At 58.8% G+C, this 16,801-nt stretch carries 14 protein-coding genes and 1 riboswitch; of the genes, 11 read left to right on the top strand and 3 right to left on the bottom strand.

Going from position 1 to position 16,801, the window contains the following annotated elements:
• The first annotated feature begins 14 nt into the window (after positions 1 to 14).
• Positions 15 to 136: riboswitch (TPP riboswitch) on the top strand.
• From thiC to HMPREF2614_RS07400, 3 genes are all read left to right on the top strand, one after another.
• Complete coding sequence (thiC, locus tag HMPREF2614_RS07390) at positions 135 to 1,841, top strand: phosphomethylpyrimidine synthase ThiC (RefSeq protein WP_070560614.1); 1,707 nt, start codon at positions 135 to 137, stop codon at positions 1,839 to 1,841. (Overlaps the previous riboswitch by 2 nt.)
• A 179-nt stretch (positions 1,842 to 2,020) precedes the next feature.
• Positions 2,021 to 3,205, top strand: a complete 1,185-nt coding sequence (locus HMPREF2614_RS07395; protein ID WP_235191239.1) for an HtaA protein — start codon at positions 2,021 to 2,023, stop codon at positions 3,203 to 3,205.
• Positions 3,206 to 3,385: 180 nt separating this feature from the next.
• Positions 3,386 to 4,861, top strand: coding sequence for a glycosyltransferase family 87 protein (locus HMPREF2614_RS07400; RefSeq protein ID WP_246815687.1), 1,476 nt, complete (start codon positions 3,386 to 3,388; stop codon positions 4,859 to 4,861).
• A gap of 2 nt (positions 4,862 to 4,863) precedes the next feature.
• Here the strand turns inward: HMPREF2614_RS07400 and HMPREF2614_RS07405 are convergent, their stop codons facing one another.
• Positions 4,864 to 5,061 (bottom strand): hypothetical protein, encoded by a 198-nt coding sequence (locus tag HMPREF2614_RS07405; RefSeq protein ID WP_038628272.1) that lies wholly within the window; start codon positions 5,059 to 5,061, stop codon positions 4,864 to 4,866.
• A gap of 264 nt (positions 5,062 to 5,325) precedes the next feature.
• Here HMPREF2614_RS07405 and HMPREF2614_RS07410 point away from each other — a divergent pair, with 264 nt between their 5' ends.
• The 3 genes from HMPREF2614_RS07410 (at position 5,326) to HMPREF2614_RS07420 (ending at position 9,607) form a co-directional block, all read left to right on the top strand.
• Positions 5,326 to 6,708: a M18 family aminopeptidase gene (locus HMPREF2614_RS07410; RefSeq protein ID WP_070560615.1), complete on the top strand. Its 1,383-nt coding sequence runs from the start codon at positions 5,326 to 5,328 to the stop codon at positions 6,706 to 6,708.
• A 135-nt stretch (positions 6,709 to 6,843) separates the two neighbouring features.
• A complete protein-coding gene (locus HMPREF2614_RS07415; RefSeq protein ID WP_049180840.1) occupies positions 6,844 to 8,259 on the top strand; it encodes a M20 metallopeptidase family protein in 1,416 nt (471 codons plus the stop codon).
• Positions 8,260 to 8,263: 4 nt separating this feature from the next.
• Positions 8,264 to 9,607: an alpha-amylase family protein gene (locus HMPREF2614_RS07420; RefSeq protein ID WP_070560616.1), complete on the top strand. Its 1,344-nt coding sequence runs from the start codon at positions 8,264 to 8,266 to the stop codon at positions 9,605 to 9,607.
• Between the two features lie 172 nt (positions 9,608 to 9,779).
• On the opposite strand, the gene HMPREF2614_RS07425 is transcribed toward HMPREF2614_RS07420, so the two are convergent.
• Both HMPREF2614_RS07425 and HMPREF2614_RS07430 read right to left on the bottom strand, forming a co-directional pair.
• Positions 9,780 to 9,977 (bottom strand): hypothetical protein, encoded by a 198-nt coding sequence (locus HMPREF2614_RS07425; protein WP_038628285.1) that lies wholly within the window; start codon positions 9,975 to 9,977, stop codon positions 9,780 to 9,782.
• 88 nt (positions 9,978 to 10,065) lie between these two features.
• A complete protein-coding gene (locus HMPREF2614_RS07430) occupies positions 10,066 to 12,117 on the bottom strand; it encodes a DUF2339 domain-containing protein (RefSeq protein ID WP_070560617.1) in 2,052 nt (683 codons plus the stop codon).
• A gap of 158 nt (positions 12,118 to 12,275) precedes the next feature.
• On the opposite strand from HMPREF2614_RS07430, the gene HMPREF2614_RS07435 reads away from it, so the two are divergent.
• Genes HMPREF2614_RS07435 through HMPREF2614_RS07455 form a run of 5 tightly spaced genes read left to right on the top strand, consistent with a single transcriptional unit; the run spans position 12,276 to position 16,705 of the window.
• Positions 12,276 to 12,884, top strand: a complete 609-nt coding sequence (locus HMPREF2614_RS07435) for an ECF transporter S component (protein WP_049180869.1) — start codon at positions 12,276 to 12,278, stop codon at positions 12,882 to 12,884.
• Between the two features lie 9 nt (positions 12,885 to 12,893).
• Positions 12,894 to 14,510 carry an ABC transporter ATP-binding protein gene (locus HMPREF2614_RS07440; RefSeq protein ID WP_070560618.1) on the top strand — a complete coding sequence of 539 codons (1,617 nt, stop codon included), beginning with the start codon at positions 12,894 to 12,896 and terminating at the stop codon, positions 14,508 to 14,510.
• Positions 14,507 to 15,325 carry an energy-coupling factor transporter transmembrane component T family protein gene (locus tag HMPREF2614_RS07445; protein WP_070560619.1) on the top strand — a complete coding sequence of 273 codons (819 nt, stop codon included), beginning with the start codon at positions 14,507 to 14,509 and terminating at the stop codon, positions 15,323 to 15,325. The genes HMPREF2614_RS07440 and HMPREF2614_RS07445 overlap by 4 nt, the downstream gene beginning before the upstream one ends.
• A gap of 19 nt (positions 15,326 to 15,344) precedes the next feature.
• Positions 15,345 to 15,860, top strand: a complete 516-nt coding sequence (locus tag HMPREF2614_RS07450) for a nucleoside/nucleotide kinase family protein (RefSeq protein ID WP_070560620.1) — start codon at positions 15,345 to 15,347, stop codon at positions 15,858 to 15,860.
• Positions 15,860 to 16,705: a YdcF family protein gene (locus HMPREF2614_RS07455; protein WP_038628300.1), complete on the top strand. Its 846-nt coding sequence runs from the start codon at positions 15,860 to 15,862 to the stop codon at positions 16,703 to 16,705. The genes HMPREF2614_RS07450 and HMPREF2614_RS07455 overlap by 1 nt, the downstream gene beginning before the upstream one ends.
• Positions 16,706 to 16,801: the final 96 nt, after the last annotated feature.

Here is a 16,801-nt window from a genome sequence, read left to right on the forward strand (position 1 = left end):
GACTATGAGGCGCATTACAAAACCACGGGAGTGCCAACCGAAATTCCGGCACTGAGAGGACGCTAGGGATCGAGCGTCGACCGGACGAACCTGAATCTGGGTAATACCAGCGTAGGAAAGGGATGTGTTGCTTCATGGCCGCACGTGTATCTGTATCCGCTCCGCCGAAAGAGGGCGAGGTTACAACTGGCCCGATTTACCGCAGCAACAAGCATTACGACGAGGTTGCGTTCAGCAACGATTTCGGTGAGGCGAACCTGCGCGTTCCAGTCCGTCGAATCAATCTGACGGACGGCACTCACTTCGATGCATACGACACCTCGGGTATTTACACCGAGGAAAACCCGGAACTGAACCTGAAGGAGGGGTTGGCTAAGACTCGTGACTCGTGGCCGAAGGCTCCGGCGGTGCCGGCGGTTGCAGGCTCTGAGGAGGCCCCGAAGGTCAAGACGCAGCTGGCATGGGCTCGTGCGGGAATTGTCACCCCGGAGATGGCGTTCATTGCCGCTCGTGAAAATGTGGATCCGGAAGTTGTTCGCGAAGAGGTTGCTGCGGGGCGTGCCGTGATTCCGGCCAACCACAAGCACCCGGAGACCGAGCCGATGATTATTGGCAAGCGCTTTGCCACCAAAATCAACGCCAACATTGGTAACTCGGCTGTGACTTCGTCCATCTCCGAAGAGGTGGAGAAGATGGTGTGGGCGACCCGTTGGGGCGCGGACACCATCATGGATCTGTCCACCGGTAAGGACATTCACGAAACCCGCGAGTGGATTCTGCGTAACTCCCCGGTGCCGGTTGGTACGGTGCCGATTTACCAGGCGCTGGAGAAGGTTAAGGGTGACCCGGCCAAGCTGACCTGGGAAATCTACCGCGAAACCATCATTGAGCAGTGTGAACAGGGCGTGGACTACATGACCGTTCACGCGGGTGTGCTGCTGCGCTACGTGCCACTGGCCGCCAACCGCGTTACCGGCATTGTCTCCCGCGGTGGTTCGATTATGGCCGCATGGTGCCTCGCGCATCACCAGGAGAGCTTCCTCTATACGCGCTTCGCTGAGCTGTGCGACATTCTGGCACAGTACGATGTCACGTTCTCCCTCGGTGACGGCCTACGTCCGGGCTCCATTGCCGACGCTAACGATGAGGCCCAGCTGGCTGAGCTGCGGACCCTCGGCGAGCTGACCAGGATCGCCAAGTCCCGCGGCTGCCAGGTCATGATCGAAGGCCCAGGCCACGTTCCGATGCACAAGATCGCTGACAACGTGAAGTGGGAAGAGGAGTGGTGTGAGGAAGCTCCGTTCTACACCCTCGGCCCGCTGGCAACCGACATCGCGCCGGGCTATGACCACATCACGTCGGCTATCGGCGCGGCAATCATTGCGCAGGCTGGTACCGCCATGCTCTGCTACGTCACGCCGAAGGAGCACCTGGGTCTGCCGAACCGCGACGACGTCAAGGTCGGCGTGATTACTTACAAGATTTCCGCGCACGCCGCTGACCTGGCAAAGGGGCTGCCGCGCGCTCAGGAGCGTGACGACGCGCTGTCGATGGCCCGTTTCGAGTTCCGTTGGCATGACCAGTTTGCACTGGCTCTGGATCCGGACACTGCGCTGGATTACCACGATGAGACCCTGCCCGCAGAGCCGGCAAAGACCGCGCATTTCTGTTCCATGTGTGGTCCGAAGTTCTGCTCCATGCGTATTTCCAAGGATGTGCAGGACTACGCGAAGGAACACGGCCTGGACTCCGTTGAAGCTATCGAGGCCGGCATGGCTGAGAAGTCCCAGGAGTTCGCTGATCAGGGTGGTCGCGTCTACCTGCCGATTACCGCGGAGTAATTGGTTGTCTCAAAGCTGCTGAAGCAAACCGCGGTCGAGCTCTATTGGGCTTGGCCGCGGTTTTCTTTTGCCCTCAGCCATTTCTTCCAATCCCAGCGCTGAGACTCAAACGGGGGTGGATAAGGCGCGCCTTAATAAATAGGTTAGGTGAGCCTAATATACAGGTGTACATTGCTTGTATGCACAGTCTGAAGTTCCTGACTTTCGATCATTCCCACCGCCATCTTGCGGATGCTCACGAAACTCGCCTTTCGTCCGGCTCCGAATCATCGCCCGTTGGAGAAGGCAAGCGTCGACCGGTGAGGCAGAGTGCGCGCAGAGGTGTTACTGCGGTTTCGCTGTCCGGCGCCATGGTCCTTTCGGTGTTTGTGTCCCCAGCAATGGCTGAAACTGCGAAGCCAATCGTGCCAGACAACTTTCCCAATGTGATTAATCCAGCGGAGAACTTCCAGCCGCAGGATCCGAAGTATGTCGAATCCCCGGAAGTTACTGTCACTTTTGAGGACGGCACACCAGCTGAAGGTGCCACGGTTCATCGCGGCGATGTTCTTATCGTTCGCGGTAGTGGTTTCAATCCGTCGGCCAACCGTGGTGGTTACCCGCTTCCAATTCCTCCGGGTGTGCCCAATGGTGTTTACGTTCTCTACAGTGCGTTCCCAGACTCCTGGAAGCCAAGTGAAGGTGCTCCGTCCTCGTCGCGGAAACATCCGCACGACAACATTGCTTGGGTCACTCCGGTTGGAACTCTCGAGGCAATACCGAACCAGGGCGTCGACATGCGACGTTCTATCGCTCGTCAGGCTACCCCGATGGCGGATGACGGCAGTTTTGAGGCCCGCATTGTTGTTGACCCGCCGGAGACTCCTGCCGGTGATAACTGGGGTATTTACGTCTACCCGGCGGCAGGCTCCATTAATGAGGCCGAGGAAATCTACATCCCGTTGAATTATTCCGATGCTCCGGGCAAGAATGCCCCGGCTCCCTCCAGCGAGGATTTAGTCATTTCTGTGTCTGCGCTGGAGAAGGTATTCGGCGCACTGGGTGGTGGGGTCACTGCCAAGAATGGTGCCCTAGAGCCTGAGGCCGGTGTTGTCTCATTTACCCGCGACAATGACAACAGCGATGCCGAAGGGGAGAGCTACCGCGGAGAAGTTCACATCACCGCGAAGTTCAGTCTGGTTCATGTGGTCGTCCGTAATCCACGCATTGAGGAAGGCCCGACCGGAAAGATTATTACCGCAGAGGTCTCGCAGGGCTACGACGTCGGCCCGGATGAGATGGAGCGCATGCCCATAGCCGCTGTGGTCAACAGCGATGGAGATCAGCTGATCACGACTATCGGCACTATTTCACAGATTCGATAGTCCTCCGGCCATCACGGCCGCCAACTGTCGTCCTCCTGGCACTTTGTTCAAAGTAAGCCGTCATACCTTGTGGGTTCTTGCGGGTTGTAACCACTGCCGTATTGGAATCACTACATTAGATAGAGGCGCTTACCAGCGATGAGGAGGAACGTGGGACGGCATAGTCGGGCAGAAGGACCTGTGTCACAGGATGGAGCATCGTCACAGGCTGCGGAGTCGCAACGTGCTGTTGCGAAGTCTCGGTCACAGGTCTTGCGAAAAATGTGGGCTCGCAAACCCAGTCAGGCCCCCGCGCTGGCGCAATCGCCTGTGATGAGCTGGCCTCTTATTCTGGTCTCGCTGCTCGGTGGTCTTGCCTCGCTGTTGGCCTGGAATGGTCGTACTCAGCCGGACGATTGGGCTTCGCTCTGGGTAGGCGGGCTACTTATGGACAGGGGACTTGAGTCCCATCTCTATGACGCCGATCCAATCGATTTCACCGCCATGAGTGGAGAGGTCTGGCCACGCCTGGCGCAGGAAGTGTCTGCGCCATTTACGCATCCCTTTGTGCAAAACCCTTTGTTCGCAAAGGCTCTGGGAGCGATATCCCACGTCATGAGCTTTGAAACCTCGGTTGCTTGGTTGCTCTTTCTCTCTGGAATGGCCGTCGTGGTCCTCGTCGCAGCCTCCTACCACCTGTGGTTTCGGTCCACCATGCCCTGGGGTATCGCAGCGCTGGTTACCGCATGCGTATTCGCTCTGCCGACCACTCTTAATTCGTTCTGGATCGGTCAGACGACACCGCTGATTGTCGCGGGCGTCGCCTATGGTCTTGCTGCCTCGCGCACTCGTCATTGGCTCGCGGGCATCCTGCTCGGCATCGTCGCATCCATTAAATTGACTCCGTATGCGCTCATCGCTGTGATGCTCTTTTTCGCTTATCGACGGCGCGCAGCCCTCTGGTCGCTGGCCACCACGGCGGTACTGGCGGTCTGGATGTTTATCCGCGTTGATATGTCGGTGATTTCGGATTGGATTGATCGAATCGGCGACATTGGTTCATCGGTCTTGGTCGGCGGTGCGAATCAGTCGTTGGCGTCGACTTTAGCCACAGACCTGGGCAAACCTGATTTATTAGTAACAGTGGTTCGTGATTACCCGAGTCACGTGAAAACGATTCCACTGTGTATTGCGCTTGGCGTGGTGTTGATGGTCACGGCAGTTGCGTGGTTGAACCCGGTCTACCGGTTTGAATTTCTGATCACGGGCGCTTGGCTTATTGCAGCCACATTCTCATCGATTCTTTGGACCCACTACATGTTGATGCTGGTCACATCTGTGTTCGGTTTGGCCGCCATGGCGCGGACCCGATTGACCAGACAGTGGCCGTATATCGGTATTGCGTTGCTAGTGGTCCTGCTGACGTTTCCTGTGACAAACCCGATTGCTGCTACGCCATATACCGGTGGATTTATGTATTCGGGGATTACTGCGATGCTCTTGACGCTGGCATTGATGCTAGTTGTTGGTGGCTGCCACGCGTTTGCGGTACATCGGTACGGCGATGGTGATGCAGGCGAGGTTGGAGCCGGATTGGGCAGTGAATTAGCTGCCGCGGAGACGTTGAAATTTCCTCAGCCAGAGCCAATGGTCTTATTCGACTTGAGGAAGCGCTAGATTTAGCGGCTCAGCATAGAGACGATGTCACGGGGAGACATGTCGCTGTAGATCTCATTCCGGGTGCTCTTAACCTGGTGGCCGAAGTGGACTGCGTTAGCGTCACTGCTGGTGTCACGGGTAAGAGCTTCGCGTAGCGGCTGAGAGAAGAAGGCGCGCTTGGTAGTGAAAGAACGGGGGAACAGGTTTTCAAGGCTCACGGTATAAACCCTTTCTGAGGTCGGAATCCGGTCGGGACTCCGGTTTGAGAGTTTCTGTATTCAAACGGTTTTCTTTGATGCGGTTGCCACTATATGTCTGAATATGCCCGATATCGAGTTAAAACGGGCAAAAGTGACTAAGTGGATACCGTTCCCAACATGAAAGCTGCATCACACTGTGGACCGGCTTAATGCTCGGTCACGGTCAGTTGTGGGCTCCAATACAATGAAATGCGGAATCAAATGTGAAGTAGGAGTTTGGTTATGGCTATTTCTTCGGCACCCACCACTGAGTCCCCGGATTCGGCGGATACCTCGGACGCGGCATCGCGCAGCGTTCCGGCGGTAGCGCTCAGTCACGTGGAGGATTTAATAGATTTTGTGACTGCGTCGCCAAGCTCATTTCATGCGGCACAACAGGTCGTTGACCGTCTGAGTGCAGCCGGTGCCACGGTCGTCGATGAGCACGAACAGTGGCCAAGTGAACCCGGTGCCTACGTCCTGCGTCGTGATGGCGCTGCCGTTGCTTGGATCGTCTCGGAGACACCGGCTGCCGATTTGACCGGTTTCCGTATTGTGGGTTCCCACACGGATTCGCCCGGTTTTCGTGTGAAGCCCAACGCGCGCACCTCCGCCGCAGGCTATGCACAGGTCGCCGTCGAAGTCTATGGCGGCGCGCTGTTGGGAAGCTGGACCGACCGCGAAATTGAGTTCGCCGGTCGTGTAATTGATAAAAATGGCAATGAGCACCTTGCTCGCACCGGCCCGGTCGCGCGCATCCCGCAGTTGGCTATCCACCTCAATCGTGCGGTTAACGAAGAGGGGTTGAAGCTCCACAAGCAGAATCACACTGCACCGATTATCGGAATGGATACCTTCGGCACCGATGTGCACCAGGTCATCGCCGATGCAGCGGGCCTGTCTATCGACGACATCGTCGCCTGGGACCTCATTTCCTTCGACACTCAGCAGCCGCGCACCTTCGGTGCTCACGATGAGTTCCTGGCTTCAGGCCGGCTGGACAATCTGCTCAGTGTTCACTCCTCCCTGGTCGCCTTCGAGGCCTTGCTCCGCCAAGACTGGAGCACGTCAACCACTATCCCCGTCATGGTCGCTTTTGACCACGAGGAAGTCGGGTCCGCCTCCACCACGGGCGCTGCAGGGCCACTGCTTGCCGACGTTCTGTCCCGCATCGCAGCGGCCACAGGCGCTGACCTGGAACGCACCCAGCAGCTTTACCGCGGTTCCATCTGTCTCTCTGCCGACGGCGCACACGGTGTGCACCCGAACTATGCAGGTGAACACGAGCCGAGGCACCAGCCGGAACTCAATGCTGGCCCAGTGGTGAAGATCAATGCTAACCAGCGCTATGCCACCACGGCGGCTGGTCAGGCCGAGGTTGTCCGAATTGCAGCGGAAACCTCCAAGCGCATTGGTCAGGAAGTGCCGGTGCAGTATTTTGTCTCTGCGAACCATAAGCCATGCGGCTCCACTATCGGCCCAATCACCGCAACGCGACTGGGTATTGACACCATTGATATCGGAGCTGCGATGGTCTCCATGCACTCGGCGCGTGAGATGTGCGGCACGATTGATCCATGGTGGTTGGCAGAACTCACCGTGGATTTTTGGGGTGCCGGAAACTAGCAGCTCGCTGGCAGCGCTTAAGCCACCTCTAGCAGGGGAGATGTCGGGGCGCTGTGGCCGTCGTGAAGCGAAAATGGGTGAGGGAATTTCCGTAGCTGCTCGTCGTGGAGTCCATTTTCTGTCATGCTATGAACCATGACTGATGCTAACGACACCCTGCCGTCGCACCGCCTTGAAGTACCCATCGAAGAGGCGGTGGCATGGCGTCGCCAACTGCACCAGAATCCGGAGCTGAGCTTCCGGGAGTACCGGACCTCGGACATGATTGAGGATCTGCTCAACCAGTGGGACATCCCGACGTACCGGTTGACCCCGACGTCCGTAATTGGCGTCATCGAGGGCACAGCAGGCGACCCCAGCACGGGCCGTGTGATCGGCTACCGCGCGGATATTGACGCGCTGCCGATACAGGAGGAAACGGGACTGCCGTACGCCTCGCGCACGCCGGGTGTGATGCACGCCTGTGGTCATGATGTTCACACGGCGATGCTGCTGGGCACTGCGAAGGTGCTTTCCGGAATGCGCGATCAGCTGCACGGCAAGGTGCTGTGCATCTTCCAGCACGCCGAAGAAATGCTGCCGGGCGGGGCTCGTGAGCTGGTCGACAAGGGCGCCGCCGATGACTTAGATGAGGTCTATGCCTTCCACGTCGCGCCGCATCCGGTGGGGCATGTTGGGATTTGCGCTGGGCGAGTGACAACTATGTCGGGCATCGTCTCCATCGCGATTCGTGGCCGTGGCGGGCACTCCTCGAACCCGCAGCTGTCGATTGACCCGGTGCTCATCGCCAGCGAGGTGACTCTCATGCTGAACACGATTGTCTCCCGCGATGTGGATCCGAAGCACATGAACATTGTCAATGTCGGCTCACTGCATTCAGGTGAGGCCGGCAACGTGATTCCGGATACGGCCAACCTGGAAGTGTCCATCCGCTCGGTGGATGAGGCCGACTGGGAGATTGTCTGCCAGCGTATCGAGGCCGTCGTCAACGGCGTCTGCCAGGCTCACGGTGCACAGGCGACTTTCGACTGGCAGATTCCGTACCCGATGGTGGTCAACGCCGACATTGCGGTCAATCGTGCTTGGCATGCGGCGACGAAGGCGGTTGGCAAGTCCAAGGTGTTCGCTGCCGATCCGTGGGCTCCTTCGGATGATTTCTCGTATTTTTCCCGTGAAGCGCCGGGCTGTTACATGTTCCTCGGCACCGGTGGCCCGGAAGCGGGTAATCCCTTCTTTCTTCACAACTCCAAGTTTAAAATTGTGGAGAGAGCCATGGTCAGCGGCATGCGCACGGAAATCCAAATCGCGCTGGATGCACTGAACCCGTCGAAGAGCCAACCGCCGGAGCGCCCTGTCGCATCTCCGACCATGCCCGCAGCAGGTTCCGTGCCTCCACGGCCGCGGAATGCAGGCCTTGGCACGCCGAAGTCGCATGCGGGCCAGGCGCGGGCGTCGTCAAGCGAATCGGCGGGGGAGACCTCACCGACCCCTGAGGCTGCGACGGCACCAGATAATTCCAATCAGCCTCAGGCACCTAGAGAGGATGCATAGGACAATGTCCACTACCCCCAACGCCCCTGATAAGACGCTCGCTGCCGCCGCACCTGAGTGGACGAAGTGGGCGATTGGATGGCACGTCTATCCACTGGGGTTTGTGGGAGCGCCCATCCGTGAGAAGGATCGAGGCGCCGCGCCGGTCAATCGAATTCGCAAACTGATTGACTGGCTTCCGTACGTCCAGAAGCTCGGGCTCAACGTCCTTCAGCTGGCGCCAGTATTCGAGTCGACTAGTCACGGCTACGATACCGAGGACTACTACCGCATTGACTCGCGCCTGGGCACCGAAGAGGACATGAAGGCCGTCATCGAAGCTGCCCATGAGCGCGGCATCAAAGTGCTTTTCGACGGCGTCTTCAACCACATCGGGTCAGAGGCACCCGCGCTGAAGACCGCGAAGGAAAACCCTGACTCTGAAGAAGCGCAGCTCTTTGCGTTTACGCACTCAGATGGCGACATGACCGCGCCGGTGTTTGAGGGCCATGAGAGTTTGGTCGAATTCGATCACACCAGTGACGCGACTGTTGATTTTGTCGTGAACGTCATGAATTACTGGCTGGCGCGGGGGATTGATGGCTGGCGCCTGGATGCGGCCTACGCAGTGGATCCACAGTTCTGGCACAAGGTTTTGCTGCGAGTGCGTGCTGAGCACCCGCACGCTTTTATCTACGGGGAGGTCATCCACGGCGACTATGCGGAGATTGTGTCGGTGTCCGGCATGGACTCGGTGACGGAATACGAGCTGTGGAAAGCGACCTGGTCGGCGCTGAAGGAGGAAAACTTCTTCGAGTTGGACTGGACTCTGAAGCGCCATAACACCTTCGCGGAGTCTTTTGTGCCGGTGACGTTTGTGGGAAACCACGATGTTTCACGCATTGCGACACAGGTAGGGGCCGACAAGGCCGTGCTGGCGGCAACGGTGCTGTTTACCGTGGCCGGTGTGCCACTGATCTACTACGGTGACGAACAGGGCTATACCGGTCTCAAAGAGGAACGCATCGGCGGTGACGACCAGGTTCGTCCAGTGTTCCCGGATAGTCCGGAGGAACTCTCTACGCTCGGCGAGGCTCTCTACCGCTCCTATCAGCAGCTCGTTGCGTTGCGCCGCCGATTCCCATGGCTGCACTCCGCTCGCGTGGAGACTGATGAATTGCGCAATGGTTTCCTTCGCTACCGCGTGATCGCGACCGATGCGGCGCTCGTGGACGATGCTGCCGGGGCCTCGGGTGAGGCTGGAGTTTCCGGCGAGATGCCCTCGCTCATTGTCGAGCTGAACCTGGAAAATGGCGCAACCAGCGCGGTAATCCGTGATGGTGACCACGTGGAATTTGAGTTTTCCTAGGCTCTCATCGTGGCTCTAGGCTGCCCCCCCCCAGAGAACCAAAACCGCCCGGACACCATGGCCGGGCGGTAATTCTTTCGCGCCCCATCGATGAGTGGGCACAAGGGGTAGTGACTGCGTTTCTGTTTGCTAACTACCTCGGTTTTCGCAGTTTCAATTATTGAATCTGCAGTTACATCTCTGCGGTCTCAGCAGGAGTCATCTCGTCGGAGGGTGCCGGTGTGGTGGCCTTCTGCTCGAAGGTCTCCGACGGGTTGGCCTGGTCGCCGACCTTTACGTCCGAGTCAACCTCGTTCGGGGGAGAGCAAGCGACCAGGGCTGCTGCGGCAATGGCGGATGCGGCGATAGCGCCGGCGATGCGGTTACGCATGGATGTGGCTCCTCTGTCGGAAAAACAATAGCTACAAGGGCTAATGAACTTTTCTCACATTATCTTAAAGCAATATCTTAGAGGATTCTTAACGGCTTGCGGGAACCAAGGGGCCAATCGCCCCCGCGCCGATGCATAGCGTTGCCCCCGGAGTCGCCTTTTCCACATCGACACGGAGAGTATTTCCGCCACCGTTGAGGTACGCATAGCGTGGCCGCAGATCGTTGTTCATCTTCACGACCGTGGAACCAGCGCGGGTTTGCTCTTCAGTCTCGAAAGGATTGGGTAGCGACAGGCGCACATCCATGTCCTCAGAGGCGGTGGCCGGGAACTCAAGCACCCAGTCACCGAGCTTGATGATGTTCTCAAGCTTGATGTCCTCCGACGCAGTGCCGTCCTCACCAACTGTGATGTGATGGCCACACTGCTCGACAGGGCCATCGGTGACCCGGGTGATCTTGGAGACCTTGGCGTCGATAAGCGAACCGTCGGTATTGAACATGCGTGGGTGACCGGTGACGCGCTCAAATGGTGGGCGATCGGCGACCGCATCAAACACGCGCGAGTACATGTTCATCGGAGCGGCGACGGGCACGAGAATCTCGAAGGGGACGGGCTGGTCAATGAGGTTGTAGTCGATCGCCTTGTCGGGGCCAGCGGCGTCGGCCTCCTCTCGCAGCGCGGACAGCGACGCCTTGGTGTTGCCGATCCACTCCATTGCGATGTCATCAGACCAGGCATTGCGGTAGGTAACCACGGAAATCGAGGAGGTGACAGCCAGTGCGACACCCAGCGACCAAATCAGAATGTGCGTACGAGCCGGTAGCAGAGCCGGCGCCTCGTCCTTTGGCGGGAGTCCCGCCAGGGAGATCGCGACACAGATAGCGATTACGAGCGCGACATCAGAGTAGTAGTGCAAAGTGTGCGCCAGCACGCCGGAGGTGTTCTCTCCCGAGCGGAACAGGGTGATGGCGAACAAGGTGGTGAACATGTACGCCACCGATAGCGTCCACGGAGCCCAGCCACGGTAGTCGCGGCCAATGAGGGTGGCAGACAGAATCAACAGAATAATGCCGCCGAGAGTAATCAGCTGAGACGAAGCGGAGGCAAACGGCTGTCCCGGGGCCCAACGTTCCCAGCTTGTTGGCCCGCCGATGATGCCGGCAAAAATCTGGCCGAGGCCGTTGAAGAACAGTTCGGGCTGTAGCTTGTCAGAAATGAAGCCGGTAGTTTCGGCGGGGCCGAAGTAGTACCACAGTGCCCAGGTGCCGGTCAGCAGCATCGATGGGATCCAGATGACTAGGCCGCGACGGAGAACCTGCAGGATATTGCTGCGCTCCATGTAAGCCAAAGTGATGACAACCAGCATCGAAATCGGTGCGATAGCCAGGGACTTCTCAAAGAATCCCAGCGCCACTGCCAGCAGTACAAACAGACCAGCGGCTTCCCACGGGCGGGGGCCGAAAGAACGACGCATAGTGGTGCGAATAGCGACAATCATGAAAACCACGAATGCCAGGTGGAACGGCTGGGAATTGGCCGCAGCCGACCACCAGGTGTCTCCCGGAAGCATCAGCGGAGTCCAGGCGACGACCGTGATGAGGAAGAGCGACACCAGCGTGCGGCCAGTGAGAAGCTCAAAGAGCTTAGTGGTGGCGTATGTCAGCGCTACCGACATCACGGCCATGGTGATAGCCGGCAGCCACCAGTTCCACGGCGCAATGAGGTGATAGAGGCCTTGCACCAGGAAGGCCAGTGGTGCAAGGTGCCCGTCGTGATCCTGAAGCAGGTAGTCCTTGCTCAGCAGCGAGGTGTCGTAAAGGTGGCCAACGATGATGAAGTCATCCCAGTAAAAACCATGGCTAGTCAGAACCAGAATGCGAGCGACAAGCTGTATCGCAATAACAACTCCGATGAGTGGCCACCACTGCTTCGCAGACAGGTCAAGTCTCTCGCCCCACGTCAATGAGGGCATGTAGTATGGGCGAGAACTTTCCTGCTCAGCGGTGTTGTCAGCACCAGGGAACTCGGCAGTTTTCACTGCGGAATCCGCGGCTGTCCTCTCATCGCCGACTGTCGGCGGATGAGGGGTTTGGGCAGTTGGGGTATCTCCAGTAGATGACCGCTCGGCTTTAGTCATGGTTCCTTATGTTATCTAGGCCATCTGCTGGGCGCGGTAGGGTAGGCAAAAGTTAGTGCTTAGGGCGTGTCGGCACAGGCCCCATATGCCGCTAATGAATACATCAAAATCTTTTGAGCAATATCGCTCGAGTTAAAGAAAAAATGGGAGCAAGTGAGATGACGCAATCGGCGAGTGCAGCACGCGCTAACTTCTCATGGCGCAATATTGACATCATCATTGCAGCTGTTATCGGCGTGGCCGTTGGCCTGATTTTTGTTATCTGGAACATCATCGGCGGTGCGGGCTATGAAGCAGTCAACGCGCTTACTCCTGGCCTTGGCGGTTTGGTCGCGGGTATGTGGTTCCTCGGTGGGCCACTCGGCGCGTACATCATTCGCAAGCCAGGTGCCGCTATCTTCGTTGAGGTAATCGCAGCGACAGTTTCAGCACTAATCGGTAACCAGTGGGGTATCCCTACCGTGTACTCAGGTTTGGCGCAGGGGCTCGGCGCGGAGCTGGTGTTCCTCATTCTGGCGTATAAGAGCTACAACCTGGCCACCGTGGTTATCTCCGGTCTCATGGCAGGTGTCGGCGCGTGGACCTATGAGTTTTTCACCGGCAACCTGGCCAAGACTTTCGAATTCAACATCATCTACCTGATCTCCACGGCGCTGTCTGGTGCCGTCCTCGCCGGTCTGCTGGCTTACTTCCTGGCTAAGGCACTGGCGGCAACTGGAGCGCTGGATCGGTTTGCCATCGGGCGAGAGCGGCACGGCGACGTCTAGGAAAAATCGATGACAGATGAGGAGTTGACGCGGGGGCCGTCGTCAAGCGGAAATGTCCCTGCGGTGAGCGCGCGGGGGTTCGGATATCGGCACGCGGGGCGCAAAGCTGCGGTACTGAATGACATCACGCTGGACGTCGAGCGTGGTGAAAAGGTGCTGTTGCTCGGCGCGTCGGGGGTGGGGAAGTCGACGCTGCTTGCCGCTATTGCTGGCGTGCTTGGCGACGACTCCGATGGCGAAGCCACCGGAGAGCTCCTGATTGAAGGTTGTACTCCCGCTTCCGCACGGGGCTCGGTGGGCTTAGTGCTGCAAGACCCTGACTCGCAGACGATTAGTGCCCGCGTTGGCGACGATGTTGCCTTTGGTGCGGAAAACCTTGGCGTTGCCCCGGCTGAGATCGGCAACCGAGTACGCGCCAGCCTGGATGTGGTGGGACTGGATTTGCCGCTGGACCATCCCACGCACCGGCTTTCCGGGGGACAGAAACAGCGCCTCGCATTGGCGGGTGTGCTGGCGATGGGCGCACGGGTCATTTGCTTGGACGAGCCGACGGCCAACATCGATCCGGCCGGTGTGCCGGTACTGCGCGATGCGGCGATTACCGCGGCGGAGAGAACCGGTGCGGCGCTGATCGTGGTCGAGCATCGAGTGGATGCGTGGGTCGATGTGGTCGACCGCATCATCGTGCTGGGCCGCGAAGGTGTGATTGCCGATGGTGCGCCTCATCGAGTCTTGGAAGACCACGGGCAGGCTCTGACGGATGCTGGGGTGTGGATTCCGAATGCGCCGCCCGCGCTGCCGGACGCGCGTTCCGTTGCCTGCGACCAGGATGGGCACCCTAGCGGTGACATCGCGATTGAAACCCGCGAGTTGGCCATCGGCTATGGCGCGAAGAAGTCCTGGTTCAGCGGTGGCGAAACTGTTGAACCGATTGCTCGCGGTGTATCAATTTCAATCCCATCTCAAGCTTCCACCTGCATTGTTGGTCACAATGGCAGCGGCAAGTCCACGTTAGCGCTGACGCTCGGCGGTCTGCTTGAGCCGATGGCGGGCACGGTCCAAGTGGCAGGCAGCGGTAGCGCGCCGTGGAAATGGCCATCGAAGAGGTTGGCTACTCGGATTGGCACGGTATTCCAGGACCCCGAGCATCAATTCGTCACCGGCACAGTGCTGGAAGAGTTGCAGCTTGGCCCCAAGCTTGTCGGTGTCAACACTGATCAGCGCATCGAGGAATTACTTGAGCGGCTGCGACTAACCGCCCTGACCAAGGCGAATCCATTCTCGCTTTCCGGCGGTGAGAAGCGACGTCTGTCGGTGGCGACCATGCTGGCGACAGCGCCGGATATTGTGCTTCTCGACGAACCGACCTTCGGCCAAGACCGCCGGACATTCACCGAGCTGCTCACTTTGCTTCGCCAACTTGCAGACGACGGTCGAACTGTTATTTCGATTACCCACGATCCGTTGGTGGTCCAAGCAATGGGGGACTACGTCGTCGACATGGATGCGTTTCATCCGGAGCGGTCAGGCCGTGTGGCGCCGGGACAGCGTGGTTCGGGGGAGCAGGCCGGTCCTAGCAGCAATAGCGGTTCGCGCGGCCAGGGCGAAGTAGGAGGGAAATCGTGACTGAAGTCGGTTCCGCCGGTACGGCTGAAGGTACGCAGAGCGCCGAGCAGAGCAAGCAGCCTTTCCTCGCGACGGTCAACCCGGTGGCGAGAGTTCTGGGCCTATTCTTGCTCACCACACCGCTGCTGATTTCCATCGACTGGGTCTCCGCAGTGGTGGCAATTGTCTGCACGCTTTTCTTGGTGCCACTGTCGGGTTTGGGTTTTCGTCGTTTTCTAGGACGCAGCCTGCCGCTTCTCATCGCCGCGCCCATCTCGGGCATCTCGATGGCGCTCTACGGCAACCCGGAGGGCAAAGAGTATTTCTCCTTTCTGCTTGCGCATGTGACGGATAATTCCATTTCCCTGGCCATCGCGATCATGTTGCGTGTGCTGGCTATCGGTACTCCAGTTATCGTGCTGACAGCTAATATCGATCCCACCGATCTGGGCAATGGGCTGGCGCAGGTTCTCAAGCTGCCCAGCCGGTTTGTGCTGGCAACGGTGGCGAGTCTGCGGCTCGTCGGTCTGTTCATCAGTGATTGGCAGGCGCTGACCCGAGCCCGTCGCGCACGCGGTTTGGGTGACCACGGCGCAATCCGCCGCACTATTTCCCAGGTGTTCGCTCTGCTGGTGTTTGCGCTGCGCCGCGGCACCAAGCTGGCTACCGCCATGGAAGCCCGCGGTTTTGGCGCGCCGATTAAGCGTACGTGGTGGCACACCTCGACATTGGCCGCGCGTGACTATGTCACCATGGCTGCCTGCCTCGCCATCGCCGTCGCAGCAATCGGTATTTCCGTGTGGGCCGGGGAGTTCCGCTTCCTGGGCGTGGCGTAGTAAAGGCGTTTCGATCACGATGATTCTGCTTATCGACGGCCGTTCCGGCAGTGGCAAAACCACCTTTTCGGCAAAGTTGCACAGTATCCTCGGCTGGCCAGTTATCCACTTGGAGGATGTCTATCCGGGCTGGTCCGGCCTGCACAAAGCATCGGCCGCAGTCGCGGAGACCATTTTGAACCCCGCGCTACCGGCCGATGAGCGTGGTTATCGCCGTTGGGACTGGTACGCCGGCGAATTCGCTGAGTGGGTGCCGACGCCACCGGACTGCTCTCTCATCGTCGAAGGCTGCGGCGCTGTCACTGAAGCTAATCTTGCCGCTGCCCGTGCCATCGGCGACGGCAACGCGTGGGGAGTCTGGGTAGAGCTGGACACGCAGACTCGCTTTGCCCGCGCCATGGCTCGCGACGACCACTTCGAGGAACACTGGGACATGTGGGCCGAGCAGGAATCTCAGCACATGGCCAAGCACAATCCGCAACAGCTCGTCGACTGGACTATCAACGTCCCAGAACAGTTAACGTGGAAGCTCTGATGAGAAAAACGCTCGCGTGCCTCGGTGCAGGCTTCGGTTCCATGCTCCTCGTCGGCGGACTACGTGTCGCCGCTAGTTCGGAGCTACGCCCACCACGCCTGCCCAATCGCAGACCTCCACGGTGGGTTCTTCCCGCAGTCGGTGCCGCGTGGACGCTGGCCAGCTACCGCGCCTATTACGCCCGCGCATCGCATCGCTTGACGACGCCCCTGCTCGCCGGCCTCGCAGTACCAGGAGCCGCAGCGATAGTTTTCGAGGCCGTTCGCCTTCGATGTGCTGCCAAAAAGCCAACTGTACCGCCACACACCGTGATTGTGCTGGGATGCGCATTGAAGAACAATCGGCCCTCGGCCCTGCTGGCCAAAAGATTGCAGCGGGCAGTAGCAGCGTGTGATGAGCGCACCGAGCGAATCATCTGCTCCGGTGGGCGCGGCAGTGAAGCGGTGACAGATGCCATCAGTTCCGAAGCGGATGCCATGGCGGAGTGGTTGGAGGCGAACGCTGGGGACGTCGTAAAGCGTGGCGACATCGAGTTGATTGCCGAGGACCAATCGACGAATACGTCGGAAAACATTGACTATGCGTGCGAGTTGATGCGCGGCATGGACGGTGCGTTGAGCGCTGGAACAGTTGTTGTGACCAGTGATTTTCATGCGCCACGGGTAGCGAAGCTCGTGCGCGAACGGGGGCTGGAATCCTGGTGTGTCGTCGGAGCCTATACGCCGTTAAGGTACTGGGCGACATCGCTGCTGCGAGAATTCCTAGCGCAGTTTATTCTGTGGGCGCCGCGCGGCAACGCGAGAATTTTACGAATTTCGCGGGTGCAACAAAGTGTTAGCCATTAGTATCAAACGAAGATAATTACGTCGTGCGGTGATAGTGCTACGTAGAAATGCGTAGAGCGCGATATCGAACACGACATCGGAATCATTAAATCGGGA

The organism is Corynebacterium sp. HMSC074C11 (assembly GCF_001809455.1).
GTDB classification, from domain to species: Bacteria; Actinomycetota; Actinomycetes; order Mycobacteriales; family Mycobacteriaceae; genus Corynebacterium; species Corynebacterium amycolatum.

Excerpts from the sequence above, each read along its gene's own strand:
- thiC (WP_070560614.1), top strand. The coding sequence starts at position 135 with ATGGCCGCACGTGTATCTGTATCCGCTCCGCCGAAAGAGGGCGAGGTT.
- HMPREF2614_RS07395 (WP_235191239.1), top strand. The coding sequence starts at position 2,021 with ATGCACAGTCTGAAGTTCCTGACTTTCGATCATTCCCACCGCCATCTT.
- HMPREF2614_RS07410 (WP_070560615.1), top strand. The coding sequence starts at position 5,326 with ATGGCTATTTCTTCGGCACCCACCACTGAGTCCCCGGATTCGGCGGAT.
- HMPREF2614_RS07415 (WP_049180840.1), top strand. The coding sequence starts at position 6,844 with ATGACTGATGCTAACGACACCCTGCCGTCGCACCGCCTTGAAGTACCC.
- HMPREF2614_RS07420 (WP_070560616.1), top strand. The coding sequence starts at position 8,264 with ATGTCCACTACCCCCAACGCCCCTGATAAGACGCTCGCTGCCGCCGCA.
- HMPREF2614_RS07425 (WP_038628285.1), bottom strand. The coding sequence starts at position 9,977 with ATGCGTAACCGCATCGCCGGCGCTATCGCCGCATCCGCCATTGCCGCA.
- HMPREF2614_RS07430 (WP_070560617.1), bottom strand. The coding sequence starts at position 12,117 with ATGACTAAAGCCGAGCGGTCATCTACTGGAGATACCCCAACTGCCCAA.
- HMPREF2614_RS07435 (WP_049180869.1), top strand. The coding sequence starts at position 12,276 with ATGACGCAATCGGCGAGTGCAGCACGCGCTAACTTCTCATGGCGCAAT.
- HMPREF2614_RS07440 (WP_070560618.1), top strand. The coding sequence starts at position 12,894 with ATGACAGATGAGGAGTTGACGCGGGGGCCGTCGTCAAGCGGAAATGTC.
- HMPREF2614_RS07450 (WP_070560620.1), top strand. The coding sequence starts at position 15,345 with ATGATTCTGCTTATCGACGGCCGTTCCGGCAGTGGCAAAACCACCTTT.
- HMPREF2614_RS07455 (WP_038628300.1), top strand. The coding sequence starts at position 15,860 with ATGAGAAAAACGCTCGCGTGCCTCGGTGCAGGCTTCGGTTCCATGCTC.